12 protein-coding genes are annotated in these 14,905 nt (G+C 74.2%); 7 read left to right on the forward strand and 5 right to left on the reverse strand.

Annotated elements, in window-relative coordinates; genetic code table 11:
* Positions 1–102: 102 nt before the first annotated feature.
* Positions 103–2,727, reverse strand: a complete 2,625-nt coding sequence (locus ABZT03_RS03025; RefSeq protein WP_356032689.1) for a DEAD/DEAH box helicase — start codon at positions 2,725–2,727, stop codon at positions 103–105.
* A gap of 469 nt (positions 2,728–3,196) precedes the next feature.
* Here ABZT03_RS03025 and ABZT03_RS03030 point away from each other — a divergent pair, with 469 nt between their 5' ends.
* The gene (locus ABZT03_RS03030) at positions 3,197–3,946 is read left to right on the forward strand and encodes a ferritin-like fold-containing protein (protein WP_356032691.1); all 750 of its coding nucleotides are present in this window, start codon (positions 3,197–3,199) and stop codon (positions 3,944–3,946) included.
* Between the two features lie 167 nt (positions 3,947–4,113).
* On the opposite strand, the gene ABZT03_RS03035 is transcribed toward ABZT03_RS03030, so the two are convergent.
* The 4 genes from ABZT03_RS03035 to ABZT03_RS03050 form a co-directional block, all read right to left on the reverse strand.
* Positions 4,114–4,383, reverse strand: a complete 270-nt coding sequence (locus ABZT03_RS03035) for a hypothetical protein (RefSeq protein WP_356032695.1) — start codon at positions 4,381–4,383, stop codon at positions 4,114–4,116.
* Positions 4,384–4,603: 220 nt separating this feature from the next.
* Positions 4,604–4,831, reverse strand: coding sequence for a DUF3107 domain-containing protein (locus ABZT03_RS03040; protein WP_356032698.1), 228 nt, complete (start codon positions 4,829–4,831; stop codon positions 4,604–4,606).
* Positions 4,832–4,977: 146 nt separating this feature from the next.
* Positions 4,978–5,619, reverse strand: a complete 642-nt coding sequence (locus ABZT03_RS03045) for a TetR/AcrR family transcriptional regulator (RefSeq protein ID WP_356032700.1) — start codon at positions 5,617–5,619, stop codon at positions 4,978–4,980.
* Positions 5,620–5,831: 212 nt separating this feature from the next.
* Positions 5,832–6,065 (reverse strand): hypothetical protein, encoded by a 234-nt coding sequence (locus ABZT03_RS03050; protein ID WP_356032703.1) that lies wholly within the window; start codon positions 6,063–6,065, stop codon positions 5,832–5,834.
* A 162-nt stretch (positions 6,066–6,227) separates the two neighbouring features.
* Here ABZT03_RS03050 and ABZT03_RS03055 point away from each other — a divergent pair, with 162 nt between their 5' ends.
* The 6 genes from ABZT03_RS03055 to ABZT03_RS03080 all read left to right on the forward strand — a co-directional run bounded on the left by ABZT03_RS03055 (position 6,228) and on the right by ABZT03_RS03080 (position 14,870).
* On the forward strand, positions 6,228–7,385 hold the full coding sequence (locus ABZT03_RS03055; protein WP_356032706.1) for an alpha/beta hydrolase: 1,158 nt from the start codon (positions 6,228–6,230) through the stop codon (positions 7,383–7,385).
* Between the two features lie 134 nt (positions 7,386–7,519).
* On the forward strand, positions 7,520–8,713 hold the full coding sequence (locus ABZT03_RS03060; protein WP_356033152.1) for a DUF3152 domain-containing protein: 1,194 nt from the start codon (positions 7,520–7,522) through the stop codon (positions 8,711–8,713).
* A 263-nt stretch (positions 8,714–8,976) separates the two neighbouring features.
* Entirely contained in the window at positions 8,977–10,749 is a 1,773-nt protein-coding gene (locus tag ABZT03_RS03065; RefSeq protein ID WP_356032708.1) for a DUF3492 domain-containing protein, read from the forward strand.
* Between the two features lie 1,028 nt (positions 10,750–11,777).
* Complete coding sequence (locus ABZT03_RS03070) at positions 11,778–12,905, forward strand: hypothetical protein (protein WP_356033154.1); 1,128 nt, start codon at positions 11,778–11,780, stop codon at positions 12,903–12,905.
* Positions 12,906–13,179: 274 nt separating this feature from the next.
* The gene (locus ABZT03_RS03075; RefSeq protein WP_356032711.1) at positions 13,180–14,139 is read left to right on the forward strand and encodes an NAD-dependent epimerase/dehydratase; all 960 of its coding nucleotides are present in this window, start codon (positions 13,180–13,182) and stop codon (positions 14,137–14,139) included.
* Entirely contained in the window at positions 14,127–14,870 is a 744-nt protein-coding gene (locus ABZT03_RS03080) for a spherulation-specific family 4 protein (RefSeq protein WP_356032714.1), read from the forward strand. The genes ABZT03_RS03075 and ABZT03_RS03080 overlap by 13 nt, the downstream gene beginning before the upstream one ends.
* The last annotated feature ends 35 nt before the right edge of the window (positions 14,871–14,905 follow it).

Here is a 14,905-nt window from a genome sequence, read left to right on the forward strand (position 1 = left end):
CAGCCCGCCCCGACGACGCACCCCCGCCACGGAGGCACCCCACACGCCGACGGCCCGACCCCCACGCGGGGGATCGGGCCGTCGACGTCATACGGAGAACACTCAGCCCTCGGAGGGCTCCACCGCGTCCGCGGCCTTACGCGCCCGCCGCACCCGAGGCTTGACCTCGGTCGAGTCACCGGCGACCTCGACGGGAGCCGCGGCCTTCCGTGCACGACGACGCGGCGCGGCCTCCGGCTCCTGCGTGGCCTGAGCCGGAATCTCGACGCCGTCGACGCTCTCGGCCACCTTGCGCGCACGACGGCGCGGCTTGGTCTCCACGGCTTCGGCGGTGTCGACGGCGACCTCGGCGGCTGCCGTCTTGCGGGTCCGGCGCGGCTTGGTGGCGACGGTCTCGTCGGCCGGCTCCGCGCTGACCACGGCTTCCGCGGCCTTGCGGGTCCGGTGCGGCTTGGCCTCCACGGCTTCGGCCGTGTCGACGGCGACCTCGGCGGCAGCCGTCTTGCGGGTCCGGCGCGGCTTGGCGGCGACGGTCTCGTCGACCGGCTCCGCGCTGACCACGGCTTCCGCGGCCTTGCGGGTCCGACGCGGCTTGGCCTCCACGGCTTCGGCCGTGTCGACAGCGGCCTCGGCGGCAGCCGTCTTACGGGTCCGGCGCGGCTTGGTCTCCACGGCCTCGGCGGTGTCGACGGCGACCTCGGCCGGAGCCGCGGCCTTCCGTGTGCGACGACGCGGTGCGGGCGCGGCGCCCTCGGGCGCGACCTCGACAGTGCCCTCGGCGGTGTCGACGGCGACCTCGGCCGGAGCCGCGGCCTTCCGCGTACGGCGACGCGGTGCGGGCGCGGCGCCCTCGGGCGCGACCTCGACAGTGCCCTCGGCGGTGTCGACGGCAACCTCAGCCGTGGCCGCGGCCTTCCGCGTACGGCGACGCGGCGCGGCGACCCGAGCCTCGGCCTCGAGGGCCTCGGCGACCGGCGTCTCAGGCACGGCCACGGTGGTGGCCTCGGCCGGCGACTCCGCCGAACTGCCCACCGGCGCGGTCGACTTGCGGGTGCGGCGACGACGACTCGGCGTCGCTTCCGCCTCCGTGGCCGGGGCGTCCAGAGCAGGACCCTCGGCCGTGGTCACGGCGGCTTCGGCCCCGGGGGCCGTCGGCTGCACCGCCGCTGCCGTGGCCGGCAGGGCCTCCGGCGCCGCGCCGTTGCGGGTGCGGCGACGGCGGCGCGGGGTGCGGGGCGAGGTGACGTCGTCCGCCACCGTGGCGGTGTCGGTCACGGCCGCAGGCGTGGCCTCCGGCGTCGTGGTGCCGGACAGCGTCTGGTCGGCGTCCGACGGGGCACCGTTGCGGGTGCGGCGGCGCCGGCGCGGCGTACGGTCCGGACGCTCACCATCGGCGGAACGGGACTCGTCCCGGCCACCACGGTCGTCCCGGCCACCACGGTCGTCGCGGCCACCACGGCCGGCGCGGTGGTCACTGCGACCGCCCCGGTCACCGCGGTCACCCCGGTCGCCGCGACCGCGCGCACCGCGGCCACCGGTCTCGCCGAGGTCCTCGACCTCCTCTGCCGACAGCCCGGCACGCGTGCGCTCCGAGCGCGGCAGGACACCCTTGGTGCCGGCCGGGATGCTCAGCTCCTCGAAGAGGTGCGGGGAGGTGGAGTAGGTCTCCGGCGGGTCGTTGAACCCGAGGTCCAGCGCCTTGTTGATGAGCTGCCAGCGCGGGATGTCGTCCCAGTCGACGAGGGTGATCGCGATGCCCTTGGCGCCCGCGCGGCCGGTACGGCCGATGCGGTGCAGGTACGTCTTCTCGTCCTCGGGGGACTGGTAGTTGATGACGTGGGTGACACCCTCGACGTCGATGCCGCGGGCGGCGACGTCGGTGCAGACGAGGACGTCGACCTTGCCGTTGCGGAAGGCGCGCAGCGCCTGCTCGCGGGCGCCCTGGCCGAGGTCGCCGTGGACCGCGCCGGAGGCGAAACCGCGCTGCTGGAGCTGGTCGGCGAGGTCCGCCGCCGTCCGCTTGGTGCGGCAGAAGACCATCGCGAGGCCACGGCCCTCGGCCTGCAGTATCCGCGCGACCAGCTCGGGCTTGTCCATGTTGTGCGCGCGGTAGATGTGCTGCTTGGTGTTGGCCACGGTGTGGCCCGCGTCGTCCGGCTCGGAGGCGCGGATGTGCGTGGGCTGCGACATGTAGCGGCGCGCGAGGCCGATGACCGCGCCCGGCATGGTCGCCGAGAACAGCATCGTCTGACGGCGGGGCGGCAGCATGTTCATGATCTTCTCGACGTCGGGCAGGAAGCCCAGGTCGAGCATCTCGTCGGCCTCGTCGAGGACGAGCGCCTTGATGTGCTTGAGGTTGAGCTTCTTCTGGCCCGCGAGGTCCAGCAGCCGGCCCGGGGTCCCGACGACGACGTCGATGCCCTTCTTGAGGGCCTCGACCTGCGGCTCGTAGGCCCGGCCGCCGTAGATGGCGAGGACGCGCACGTTGCGGACCTTGCCCGCGGTCAGCAGGTCGTTGGTGACCTGGGTGCACAGCTCGCGCGTGGGGACCACGACGAGCGCCTGCGGCGCGTCGGTGAGGTCCTCGGGCTTCGCGCGGCCGGCCTCGACGTCGGCGGGGACGGTGACGCGCTCGAGGAGCGGGAGACCGAAGCCCAGCGTCTTGCCGGTGCCGGTCTTGGCCTGGCCGATGACGTCGGAGCCCGAAAGGGCCACGGGGAGCGTCATCTCCTGGATGGGGAACGGCGTGAGGATACCGACGGCTTCGAGGGCTTCGGCGGTCTCGGGAAGGATCCCGAGGTCTCGGAAAGTAGTCAGGGTGCTGCCTCTTCTGTGTGCGCGGTGCGAGGCGAGCGCGGGGGTCGTGTCAGGACCGTGCCGGGGGACGTCGGCTGCGTTACTGGCGGGCCGTAGGGACACGGGACCACTGCCGACGCTCTAGCGCTCGAACCGCTGAGGGTCCCCCTCCGGGTTCCGTACGATCACTGCCGTACGGACGAGGAGGGCTGTCGGGTCGGAGCCGATCGGGCCACCGACCGGGCATCCTCATTCGTGCGGCCCGTCGAATACTCGGCGGGCGCCTTACCACTGTACCCCGGAAACGCGCACATGTGATGGCCGGATTGGTCACGTAGCCGGGGTCACAGTCATTGACCAGGGGCTTCCACTGTGCATGGAGCGGGCTATTGTGCGCTTCATGACGACGCCTGACAACACCTCCGACGCCCCCGCAGAAGCCGCCCCCCGGGCGACCGGAGTCGCCGCCCAGGACTGGGCGCAGGCCTCCGCCGAGCCGCAGTACCGGGCTGCCGTCGTGGACCTGCTCGGCGCGCTCGCGTACGGCGAGCTGGCCGCCTTCGAACGGCTCGCGGAGGACGCCAAGCTGGCGCCGACGCTGGCGGACAAGGCGGCACTGGCGAAGATGGCGTCGGCCGAGTTCCACCACTTCGAGCAGTTGCGCGACCGGCTCTCGGAGATCGGCGAGGAGCCGACGTCGGCGATGCAGCCCTTCGTCGCCGCCCTCGACGGCTTCCACCGGCAGACGGCACCCTCGGACTGGCTGGAGGGACTCGTCAAGGCGTACGTCGGCGACTCGATCGCCAGCGACTTCTACCGGGAGGTCGCCGCCCGGCTGGACGCCGACACCCGCGCGCTCGTGCTGGGGGTGCTGGACGACACCGGGCACGCCAGCTTCGCCATCGAGAAGGTGCGCGCGGCGATCGACGCCGAGCCGCGTGTGGGCGGACGGCTCGCGCTGTGGGCGCGGCGGCTGATGGGCGAGGCGCTCTCGCAGTCCCAGCGCGTGGTCGCCGACCGGGACGCGCTGTCGACGATGCTCGTCGGCGGTGTCGCGGACGGCTTCGACCTCGCCGAGGTAGGCCGCATGTTCTCCCGGATCACCGAGGCGCACACCAAGCGGATGGCGGCCCTGGGCCTGGCGGCCTGAGAGCTGTCCGGCCGGTGGAGAACACCCGCCCGACCCGGCGACGCGGGTGGGCGGGCACCGGCCCGGCAGTCGGATCCGGTCACGTTCCGTTCAGGGCGTGCAGGCGGCCGGTCGTCCGATCGCCGCGTACGGGCAGGCCGGTCGGACGAAAAGTTCCGCCACCACCGTCACGCCGGGGCCGATCGTCGGCGGAAGCGGCCGGCCGGGCGCAGCAGCAGCGAGAGCGAGGCCGCGGAGACGACCGCGGCGCCGACCAGGTTCAGCAGAACGAAGCCGGGGCCCAGCGCGCTGTGCGTGAGGAACGCGCCGAAAAGGGCTCCCGCGACCCCTGTCGCCAGCACGAGCGAGCGGGTGGGCAGGCGGTGGGACAACCGGTGGACGGCCGCCCCGGCCAGCACCACACCGAGCAGCGCGGCACCGAGTGCTTCCAACAACATGACGAGTCCCTCCCACACGGCCGGACCTGCGCTTCACGGTCGTAGCCCGTCTTACCCGTGACCTGCGGAACGCAACCCTCGACCGTGTCCGTCGTGTGCTCCATCTGTGTGCGGCTCCCCGCCGGCGGCGGGGGAACGGTCGCGTACCCGCCGCGGCCCGGCCGACACACGTGAGGGGCCCGGCGACCAGTCGGTCACCGGGCCCCTCACGTCGCATGCCCTACAGCGCGCCGAAGCCGACCTTGCGCGGCGCCGGCTCGCCCAGCTCGACGTAGGCGAGGCGGTCGGCCGGGACCAGGACCTTGCGGCCGTGCTCGTCCGTGAGGCTCAGCAGCTGCGTCTTTCCGGCGAGAGCGTCGGCCACCACGCGCTCGACCTCGTCAGCGCTCTGACCGCTCTCCAGAACGATCTCGCGAGGCGCGTGCTGCACGCCGATCTTGACCTCCACGGGTATGTCCCTCCGACGGTCGGTGAAGTGCGCGACCTTCCGCGCCGTACCCAGCACACATTAGCCCGGTGCGGGGACCTTCATGCTCCGCCCGGGAACGCCAACAGCGAACATCGGACGGGAACAAACGTCCCCCCAAGCACGCGTCAGACGTGGTCCGTGCCGTGCAGCGGGAAACCGGCGATGCCCCGCCAGGCCAGCGAGGTCAGCAACTGGACCGCCTGGTCGCGCGGCACGCTGCGGTCGCTGTGCAGCCACGAACGCGCCACCACCTGGGCGAGACCGCCGAGACCCGACGCCAGCAGCATCGACTCCGCGCGCGACAGACCCGTGTCCTCGGCGATGACCTCGCAGATCGCCTCCGCGCACTCGATCGTGACCTTGTCGACGCGCTCGCGCACCGCGGGCTCGTTGGTCAGGTCCGACTCGAAGACCAGACGGAAGGCCCCGCCGTCGTCCTCGACGTACGCGAAGTACGCGTCCATCGTCGCCCGGACGCGCTGCTTGTTGTCGTTCGTCGACGCGAGCGCGCTCCGCACGGACTGGATGAGCGACTCGCAGTGCTGGTCCAGCAGGGCGAGGTACAGATCGAGCTTGCCCGGGAAGTGCTGGTAGAGCACCGGCTTGCTGACGCCGGCCCGCTCGGCGATGTCGTCCATCGCCGCCGCGTGGTAGCCCTGCGCCACGAACACTTCCTGGGCGGCGCCCAGCAGCTGGTTCCGCCGGGCACGGCGCGGCAGGCGCGTCCCCCTCGGGCGTGCCGCCTCTGTCTGCTCGATGGCTGTCACGCCGCCTCCCAATGTCGTCCACACGCGGTGTGCGCCGCGCGGCCATCGTACTTTTCGGTAACCGTGCTGTGCGCGGTGCGAGCGCAGAATTTCACGGACCGGACAACAGCGACAGCCGCGCGAAGCGTCGCAAAGCGGGACGCTCCGGGCGACGGCGTCCCCGCCGCTGGTCAGCGCGGCTCTCCGGGTCGCGTCGCCCGGCGCCCGTCAGCTCACCGGTAGTCGTCCTCGTCGAGGGAGACCACGCGCGCCTGTTCGACGAGATCGCCCTCGTCGCCGACGGCCGGGTCCACCTCGGTCAGCGGGTCGTCGCGAACGGGCATGACGTCCGTGGCCTGCTCGGCGGCGTCGTTCTCCGGCGCTTCCACGTCGATCTCCGGTACGCCGGACGCCTCCTCGGCGCTCTCGTCGGCGAACGTCTCGGGATCGGTGGGGTCGACGGTCATTGCGGGCTCCCTTCCTAGAACGTCCCTGTCGATCAGGGGGCCACGTACGGGTGCCCTCAGTTCGAGCCTAGGAGACACCCGATCCGGTCGCCAAGCGATCCCGGCACCGTCTGTGACGGCGAACACATGAGCCACAGCGTGATCGTCTCGTAACATTGCCGCATGTCTTCGACCGAGCAGCCCTCCGTGCCGGCCACCACCGTGCTTCCGAAGGTGTCGCCCGTCAGGGTCGCCGAGGGCGAGCGGCTCAGGTCGGTCGGGCTGCCGGGCGTCACGCTGGCGGTGCGGTCGAGACCCCCGGCGCGCCAGGGCCTGCCGCCCGCGCTCTACGTCCACGGCCTGGGCGGTTCCTCGCAGAACTGGTCGGCGCTGATGCAGCTGCTCGACGGGGTCGTGGACGGCGAGGCGGTAGACCTGCCGGGCTTCGGTGACTCCCCGCCACCGGACGACGGCGACTACTCGGTCCTCGGGCACGCGCGCGCGGTCATCCGTTTCCTCGACGCCTCCGGGCGCGGGCCCGTGCACCTCTTCGGCAACTCCCTCGGAGGGGCGGTCTCCACGCGCGTGGCCGCGACACGCCCGGACCTCGTGCGAACCCTCACCCTCGTCTCACCCGCCCTGCCGGAACTGCGGGTCCAGCGCACAGCCGTACCGACGGGTCTGCTCGCGGTGCCCGGAGTGGCCGCCCTCTTCACCCGGTTGACCAGGGAGTGGACGGCGGAGCAGCGGGTCCGCGGGGTCATGGGCCTGTGCTACGGCGATCCCGCGCGGGTCTCGCCCGAAGGCTTCCGGCACGCGGTGGAGGAGATGGAACGGCGGCTGCGGCTGCCGTATTTCTGGGACGCGATGACGCGTTCCGCGCGCGGGCTCGTCAACGCCTACACGCTGGGCGGCCAGCACGCGCTGTGGCGCCAGGCCGAACGGGTCCTCGCGCCGACCCTCCTCGTCTACGGCGGCCGGGACCAGCTCGTCGGCTACCGCATGGCTCAGAAGGCGGCCCGCGCCTTCCGCGACTCCCGCCTGCTCACCCTGCCGGAGGCGGGGCACGTGGCGATGATGGAATACCCGGAGACGGTCGCCCACGCCTTCCGTGAACTCCTCACCGACACGGGGGAGTTGACGCCCGCCGCCGAGCGCGCCGATGGCCTGCGACGGGCCGGTGGCACACACCGGCCCGACAGCGGTGACCGAACCGGTGTCTCCGAACGCGCCGTTGGTGCCGACCGTGCCGGTGGTGCCGGCCGAGCCGCTAGTGTGGAGCGTGCCGATGGCACGGCGCGCGGCGACCGGTCGGGCGCCTCCGAGAGCGCGGGGAGCTGACGGGCGACGTGGGACGCCACAGCCGGCGCGGGTCTGCCCGACCCGCGGACAAGGACGGCACCGCGGACTCTTCCGCGAACAGGGGGCCCCAGGGCCCCGAGGGGCCACGTACTCCGCAGAACGCGCGACCGTTCCTGGACGGCACCCCCGCGCACGGCTTTCCGCGGTTGCCCGACGGCACTCCCGCGCGTGGGATGCCCCGGCTGCCCGAGGGGACCCCGGCCCACGGCTTCCCTCGGGTCCGCAGCGGTCACCCCGAGCAGCGTGAACCGGGCGGTGGCTGGGGCGAGTTGGGCGCTCAGGGCAGCACCGGCAAGCCGGGAAGGCCCGGGGTCGCCCTGCCGCGCCAGCGCAAGGCGGGCCCCCGGCAGGACTACGTCGACGCCTTCGACGCGGACGACGACGTCTACGCCGCCCGCCTCCCCCTCGCCCGGTCCGCCGGCGCGACCACCGTCCCGCGTCCCACCCGTCCCGGCCGGATCGACGGCGCCCCGCCCGCGGGTGAGCCCGGCGGGGCCAGAGGCTCCAAGGGGCGGACGTTCACCGGGATCGCGGCCGCCGCCGTCACCACCGTGCTGGCCGTCGTCGTGGCCGGACAGGTCACCGGCGGACGCGACGACGCCGAGGCCGGAGGGCGCTCCACGTCCGACCAGACCCGCGACGCACGCGGCTCCGCCTCCCGCGGGGACCAGCGGCCCACGCCGTCGGGTTCCCCCGCCGTGGCGGCGCTGACGTACGCGCAGAAGATGGACAGGACGTACCTGCTCGGCGCCAAGGCCAAGGGGTCCGGGAAGTTCGACGCGGTCCCCGGGGCCGACAAGGCGCCCGGCAAGGGGCGGAAGTTCACCTACCGCGTCGACGTGGAACGCGGACTCGGGCTCGACGGCGCCCTCTTCGCGCAGGCCGTGCAGAAGACGCTCAACGACGACCGGAGTTGGGCCCACCACGGCGCCCGTACGTTCCAGCGCGTCGCGTCCGGCAAGGCCGACTTCGTGATCACGCTCGCCAGCCCCGGCACCACCGCCGAGTGGTGCGCCAAGTCCGGCCTCGACACCACCGAGGACAACGTCTCCTGCGACTCCGCCGCCACCGAGCGCGTGATGATCAACGGCTACCGCTGGGCCCAGGGGTCGACGACATACGGGGATCGGATCTACGCCTACCGGCAGATGCTGATCAACCACGAGGTCGGTCACCGGCTCGGTTACGGCCACGTCACCTGCGACAAGGACGGCGAACTGGCGCCGGTCATGCAGCAGCAGACCAAGTTCCTGAACCACGACGGCATCCACTGCCGCGCCAACCCCTGGCCGTTTCCCAAAAGTTGACGGAGCCTCCCCACCTCGCGCCGACGTGCGTGAGAGCCCGCGCGCGCGGCGCTCGGCCGCCGTCCGGCGCGTGACGCTGCGCGTCCGGACGAACTCCTAGCGCGACGGAACGCGACCCGCACCCGAAAGTTACGACCGTTCACCCCTTCTGGTGGCGTGATGGACAACCGTCCGCCGCGCCACCGTCTTGTCCGCATACGTTCGTCCCGCTGCGAGCCGTCGGGCCAACGGCGGCTCCCCATACGGGAGATCGGGGGTGCACTGTGCGCATTGGGTTGCTTACGGAGGGTGGCTATCCGTACGTGAGCGGTGACGCGAGGCTGTGGTGCGACCGGCTCGTGCGCGGGCTCGGGCAGCACGAGTTCGACCTCTTCGCGCTCAGCCGCAGTGAGCGGCAGGAGGACGAGGGCTGGGTACCGTTGCCGCCGCAGGTCAGCCGGGTCCGCACGGCACCGCTGTGGACGGCGCGGCCAGACGGCGTGACCTACGGGCGCCGCGCGCGCCGGCGGTTCGCGGAGTGCTACGGGGAGCTCGCGGACATGTTGTGCGCCGGAGGAGGCGCCCTCGGCCCGTCCGCCGTCGGTGCCCCGGGGGCCGGCGCCTCGGCGTGCTTGCCAGGTCCGGGTGTCATCGAGGCGGTGGGGGAGCCGTCCGCCACGGAGGCGGACCGTTTCGGCAACGCGCTCCGCGGACTCGCCGAACTCGCCCGCGACGAGGGCGGCCTGGTCGGCGCACTCCGCTCGGAGACCGCCGTACGCGCCCTCGAACGCGCCTGTCGCGCGCCCGGCGCCCTGCGAACGGCGCGCGAGGCGCGCGTCCCCGAACTGCTCGCCGTGGCCGCCCACCTGGAACGCGCCCTGCGCCCCCTGTCCCTCGACTGGTACCGGGACGACGGCCTCGGCGCGGTCGACCTGTGCCACGCCGCGTCCGGCGGCCCGGCGGCCCTGCCCGGACTCCTCGCCCACCACTTCTTCGACGTGCCCCTGCTCGTCACCGAGTACGGCGTCCACCTCCGCGCCCGCTACCTGGCCGCCACGGACTCCGCACCCGCGGTGCGCGCGCTGCTCGCCGCCTTCCACGGCAGGCTCGCCGCCGAGACCTACCGCAGGGCCGTGCTCGTCACCCCCGGCAACGCCCACGCCCGCCGCTGGCAGGAACGCTGCGGCGCCGACCGGGCGAAGCTGCGCACCGTCTACCCGGGCATGGACGCGGCCCACTTCGCGGACGTGGGCGAGTCGACCGAGTCCGCGGACCCCGGCACCCTCGTCTGGGTCGGCCGCGTGGAACCCGCCAAGGATCTGGTGTCCCTCCTGCACGCCTTCGCGGAGATCCGCAGGCAGGAGCCGAGGACCCGCCTCAGGATCGTCGGCGCTCCCGCCGGTCCCGGAGGCGCCGCCTACCTCGGCCACTGCAGGGCCCTGGCCGCACAGCTCTTCCCCGACGAGGCCGACGGCCCGCACACCGTCGGCGACAACCCGGTCTCCTTCGTGGAGGTCGGCGGCCCCGAGGTGCCGTCCCCGGCCGACGCCTACGCCTCGGGTTCCGTGACCGTCCTGTCCAGCGTCGTCGAGGGGTTCCCGGCGAGCCTGGTCGAGGCCATGTTCTGCGGCCGGGCCACGGTCTCCACGGACGTCGGCGCGGTGGTGGAGGTCATCGGCGGCACGGGCCTCGTCGTGCCCCCGCGCAACCCGCGGGCGCTCGCCGAGGCGTGCCTGACGCTGCTGCGCGACCCCGAACGCCGTGAGCGCCTCGGCGCCGCCGCCCGCGCCCGGGCGCTCGAACTGTTCACCGTCGAGCAGAACACCGCCGCCTTCCACGGCATCTACCTGGAGATCGTCTCGCACTGCCCGGTCCGCCGGGTCGTCCTCGACGCCGCCGGCGACCCCCTTCCGTTCGCCGCCCCCGCCGAGGCCCATGTACCCGGCCACTGGACCGGCCCGGGCTCGCGCGGCACGGCCCACGACGCCCCCGGCCGCGAAGCGGGCCCCCCGGCACGGGCCACCGACCCCGTCCCCGCCACGGACGGAGCGCGATGAGCGGCCCGGGGGAGACGAACGGTCCGCGCGACGCGGGGGGCTGGGGGGACACGAGCGGCCTGCGAGGCGTGCGCGGCGGCCTGGGGGAGACGAGCGACGGTCTGCGAGGCGTGGGGGGCTCGGAGGAGACAAGCGATCTGCGACACGCGGAGGGCGCGGAGGGCTTGGGGGACGTGAGCGGTCTGCGAGGCGTGGGCGGCTCGGGGGACATGGGCGGGCTGCGAGGCGTGGGCGGCTCAGGGGACATGCGGGGTCTGCGAGGCGTGGGCGGCTCGGGGGACACGAGCGGCCTCCAAGGCGTGGGCGGCTCAGGGGACATGAGGGGTCTGCGAGGCGTGGGCGGCTCGGGGGACATGGGCGGGCTCGGGGAAGTGAGCGGCCGGGGGGAGGTGGACCGCCTCGAAAGGCCGAGCAGTGTCGGCGGATGGGACCCACGGCAACAGTGGCTGACGGCGGACACGGACGGGCGGGACAACCGCGAGCCGGGGGAGGGCTGGAGCTCTGCGTGGGGCTACGGCGCCGGTGACGTCGGGGGTGCGGAGGGTGCCGGCCGGCCGGTGGCCGGGCTTGGGGGCGAGGCGTGTGCCGGGAGTACCGGCGAGGCGGTGGCTGGGTTTGGGGGCGGGGCGCGTGCTGGGAGTACCGGCGAGGCGGTGGCTGGGTTTGGGGGCGGGGCGCGTGCTGGGAGTACCGGCGAGGCGCGGGCCGGGTTTGGGGGCAAGGCGCGCGCTGGGAGTACCGGCGAGGCGCGGGCCGGGCGTACAGGCGAGGTGGTGGCCGGGCCTGGGGGTGAGGCGCGTGCCGGGCGTACCGGCGAGGGGGTGGCCGAACGGCTGGATGAGGCGCGTGCAGGGCGTTCGGGCGAGGTGAGTGCCGGGGGTGCCGGTACCCCAGGCACCCCCGGTGCCGGGCGAATCGCCGCCGAGGTGGCTGCCGGGCGCACCGCCACCGAGGCGAGCGCCGCGCTTGCCGGTGAGGCCAGCGAGCCTGGTGAGGGCGACGCCGGGCGTGCCGGGCGTGCCGGTGGCGTGGCTGCCGGGCGTACCCAGGCGGCCTCTCCCCGCCGTACCGCCGCCGACCCCGTGAAAGCGCTGATGCACCGTCATCGCGACCTGTGCGAGCGCGCCGTGGACCCCCTGGAGATCGCGGCCGGTCTGGAGACCCACGGTGTCACCGACCGCACCGCGACACGCTTCCGCCACCGGGATGTCTTCTCGCTGGCCGAGGAGCTGTACGCCCGCACTCCCCGTGACGGCGGGACACCTCCGCCCACCGCCCCCGTCACCGCCCCCCGGGTCCGCGCCGTCTGGGCGCTGCTGTCCCTCCTGCCCGGTGCGCTGGGCGCCGCCACCATGGCGGCACTGCGCCTCACCCACGGCCAGGACCGCCTGATCGCGGCGGCCGTGGGCATCCTCGCCGTGGCGGTCGGTCTGCGCGCCGCGCTCGCCCGCGGCCCGCTCGGCGCGAGGGACCGCACACCGCCCGGCGTGCGCGTCGCCGGCCTCGCGACCTGCTGGCTGCTCGCCCACGCCCTCCTCGGCGACGGCCTGCTCCACACCGCCGTCACCGGAGGCCCCGACGAACCGCCCACGGGATCCCCCGCCGGCCCCTGGCCCCTCACGGCAGCCCCCGTCCTCGCGCTGGCCCTGTCCTGCGCCCCGGCCGCCTGGTGCGCCCACCTGTTCACCGTGCGCGCCCGCCGCAGACTGACCGCCAGCCGAGGACTGGAGGACTTCACCGCCTCCACGCGCCCCCTCCTGCTGGGAACGTTCGCCCTGTACCTCGGCGCACTCGGCGCCCTGCTGGCCCTGTGCGCCGCGGTCCTGGACGAACCCGCCGCCTACGTCCGCGCCACCACCCTGGGCGCCCTCCTCCTCCTGGCCCGCCTCCTCATCCTCCACGGCTTCCCCCAGGCCGCCGCCCTCGCCCTCGCCGCGACAGCGGCGGCTCAACTGACCGCCCTGGCCAGCGTGTTCGCGGCCCGTCTCCCCGGCTGCGCCCTTCTGGCGACCCCCGTGAAGACGGTCGTCGACACCTGGGGCCCGGCCGCCGTCCCCACGCTCACCTGCGCGGTCGCAGCCGTCGCCCTGCTGCTGCACGCGACCCGCACCCTGACCCGAGCGTCGGCCCACGCCCCCACGGACCAGCCATGGTGACCGCGTCGGTCACCCCGGGCTCCCTCCGGCCGTCCCGCCCCACGGTGCCCCCGCGCGCCGACCGAACCGCCCCCGCGCGCAGAACACCAGCGCGCCACCTCCACGACCTGCCGCGGGCGTCCGGCCGTACCGCCACCCCGCGAAGGTCGCCCGTCCACCACGCCCAGCCGCAGGCGCCCGGCCCAGCCGCCGGAGGCAACCGCACCACCCCCGCTGAAGGAGAACCCCAGATGATCACCTCCCGACCCGAAGCCTCGGCCCCGGGAGCCGCCCGATGAGAGTTCTGCTGATCGGAGCCAACGGCTACCTCGGCCGCTTCGTCGCCGACCGCCTCCTCGCCGACCCGGCCGTACAGCTGACCGCACTCGGCCGCGGCGACGACGCCGACGTCCGCTTCGACCTCGCGTCCGGCAGCCCCGGCGCCCTCACCCGCTTCCTCGACGCGGTCCACCCCGGCGTCGTCGTCAACTGCGCGGGCGCCACCCGCGGCGGGGCCCGCGAACTCACCCGCCACAACACCGTCGCCGTCGCCACCGTCTGCGAGGCCCTGCGCCGCAGCGGCTGCGGCGCCCGGCTGGTACAGATCGGCTGCGGCGCCGAGTACGGCCCGAGCCAGCCCGGCTCCTCCACGGCCGAGGACGCCGTGCCCCGCCCCGGTGGCCCCTACGGCGTCAGCAAACTCGCCGCCACCGAGCTGGTCCTGGGCTCCGGCCTGGACGCCGTGGTCCTGCGGGTCTTCTCACCCGCCGGTCCGGGCACCCCCGCCGGCTCCCCCCTCGGCCGCCTCGCCGAGGCCATGCGCCGCGCCATGCAGTCCGGCGACGGCGAACTCAAACTCGGCGGCCTCGGCGCCCAGCGCGACTTCGTCGACGTACGCGACGTGGCCCGCGCCGTCCACGCCGCCTCCCTGTCCGCCGCGCAAGGCGTCATCAACATCGGTTCGGGCCGTGCCGTGCGCCTCCGCGACGCCGCCGCCGTCCTCGCCCGCGTCGCCGGATACGGCGGCGCCCTCCACGAACTCGACGGAGCGCCCGGTCAGCTCAGGGCGTCCATCGGCCACCCGCGAACCGACTCCGACCACGCCGCTCCCGTCGCCTACCCGTACCCGGACGGCTGCGGCAACTGGCAGCAGGCCGACGTGCGCACGGCCCGCGACCGCCTCGGCTGGCGGCCCCGGATCAACCTCGAGGAGTCCCTCGCCGACATCTGGATGGAGGCGGCATGCCGCCTGTGACCAGCACAAGAGCGAGCACCGGCGTCCGCACCGGGCTGGGCATCCCCGGCTATGCGCACCCCCTTGTCGCCCCCACCGAATGGGCCGGACTCACCCGCCCCGGCACGCCCCTGCACTGGGTCGTCCTGAACGTCTCGGGCGGCGGCCCCGGCAGCCGCCCCGATCCGCACTGTCTGGAAGCGGCCGGCCGGCTGCGCAACGCCGGCGTGCGCGTCCTCGGCCACCTCGACGCGCGGTACGGCTCCCGTGCCTTCGGCGAGGTGATCTCCGACGCGCACCGCTACACCGACTGGTACCGGGTCGACGGCTTCCTCCTCGACCACTGCCCGACCGAGCGCACCGAACTGCCCGCGGTCCGCCGCACGGCCACCACCCTGCGCGCGCTCCGCGCCGACGCGCACATCGTGCTGAACCACGGCACCCATCCGCACCCCGGCTTCGCCGAACAGGCCGACCAGCTCGTCACCTTCTCCGGCGCCTGGAGCGACTACCGCTGGTCGCAGGTGGCCGAGTGGACCGCCGACCACCCTCCCGAGCGTTTCTGCCACTTCGTCCACGGCGTCCCGCGGGGGCATCTCGACGAAGCCCTGCGGATCGCCCGCTGGCAGGGAGCCGCCACTATCTGGTTCACCGACCGCACGGACTTCGGCGGGCGCACCGACCCCTGGGAGGCCATGCCCGGCTACTGGGACGACATCGTCTCGCGGGTCGGAACGGGTGTCTCGGAATGAAGAAGCCCATGGCAGTGTTACGCCGAGAACAACTG

The sequence above is a fragment of the Streptomyces sp. NPDC005574 genome (assembly GCF_040605435.1).
Taxonomy (GTDB): Bacteria; Actinomycetota; Actinomycetes; order Streptomycetales; family Streptomycetaceae; genus Streptomyces.

Bases quoted from the DNA above. Each gene is read 5' to 3' on its own strand.
- ABZT03_RS03025 (WP_356032689.1), bottom strand. From the start codon at position 2,727: ATGACGCTCCCCGTGGCCCTTTCGGGCTCCGACGTCATCGGCCAGGCC.
- ABZT03_RS03030 (WP_356032691.1), top strand. From the start codon at position 3,197: ATGACGACGCCTGACAACACCTCCGACGCCCCCGCAGAAGCCGCCCCC.
- ABZT03_RS03035 (WP_356032695.1), bottom strand. From the start codon at position 4,383: ATGTTGTTGGAAGCACTCGGTGCCGCGCTGCTCGGTGTGGTGCTGGCC.
- ABZT03_RS03050 (WP_356032703.1), bottom strand. From the start codon at position 6,065: ATGACCGTCGACCCCACCGATCCCGAGACGTTCGCCGACGAGAGCGCC.
- ABZT03_RS03055 (WP_356032706.1), top strand. From the start codon at position 6,228: ATGTCTTCGACCGAGCAGCCCTCCGTGCCGGCCACCACCGTGCTTCCG.
- ABZT03_RS03075 (WP_356032711.1), top strand. From the start codon at position 13,180: ATGAGAGTTCTGCTGATCGGAGCCAACGGCTACCTCGGCCGCTTCGTC.
- ABZT03_RS03080 (WP_356032714.1), top strand. From the start codon at position 14,127: ATGCCGCCTGTGACCAGCACAAGAGCGAGCACCGGCGTCCGCACCGGG.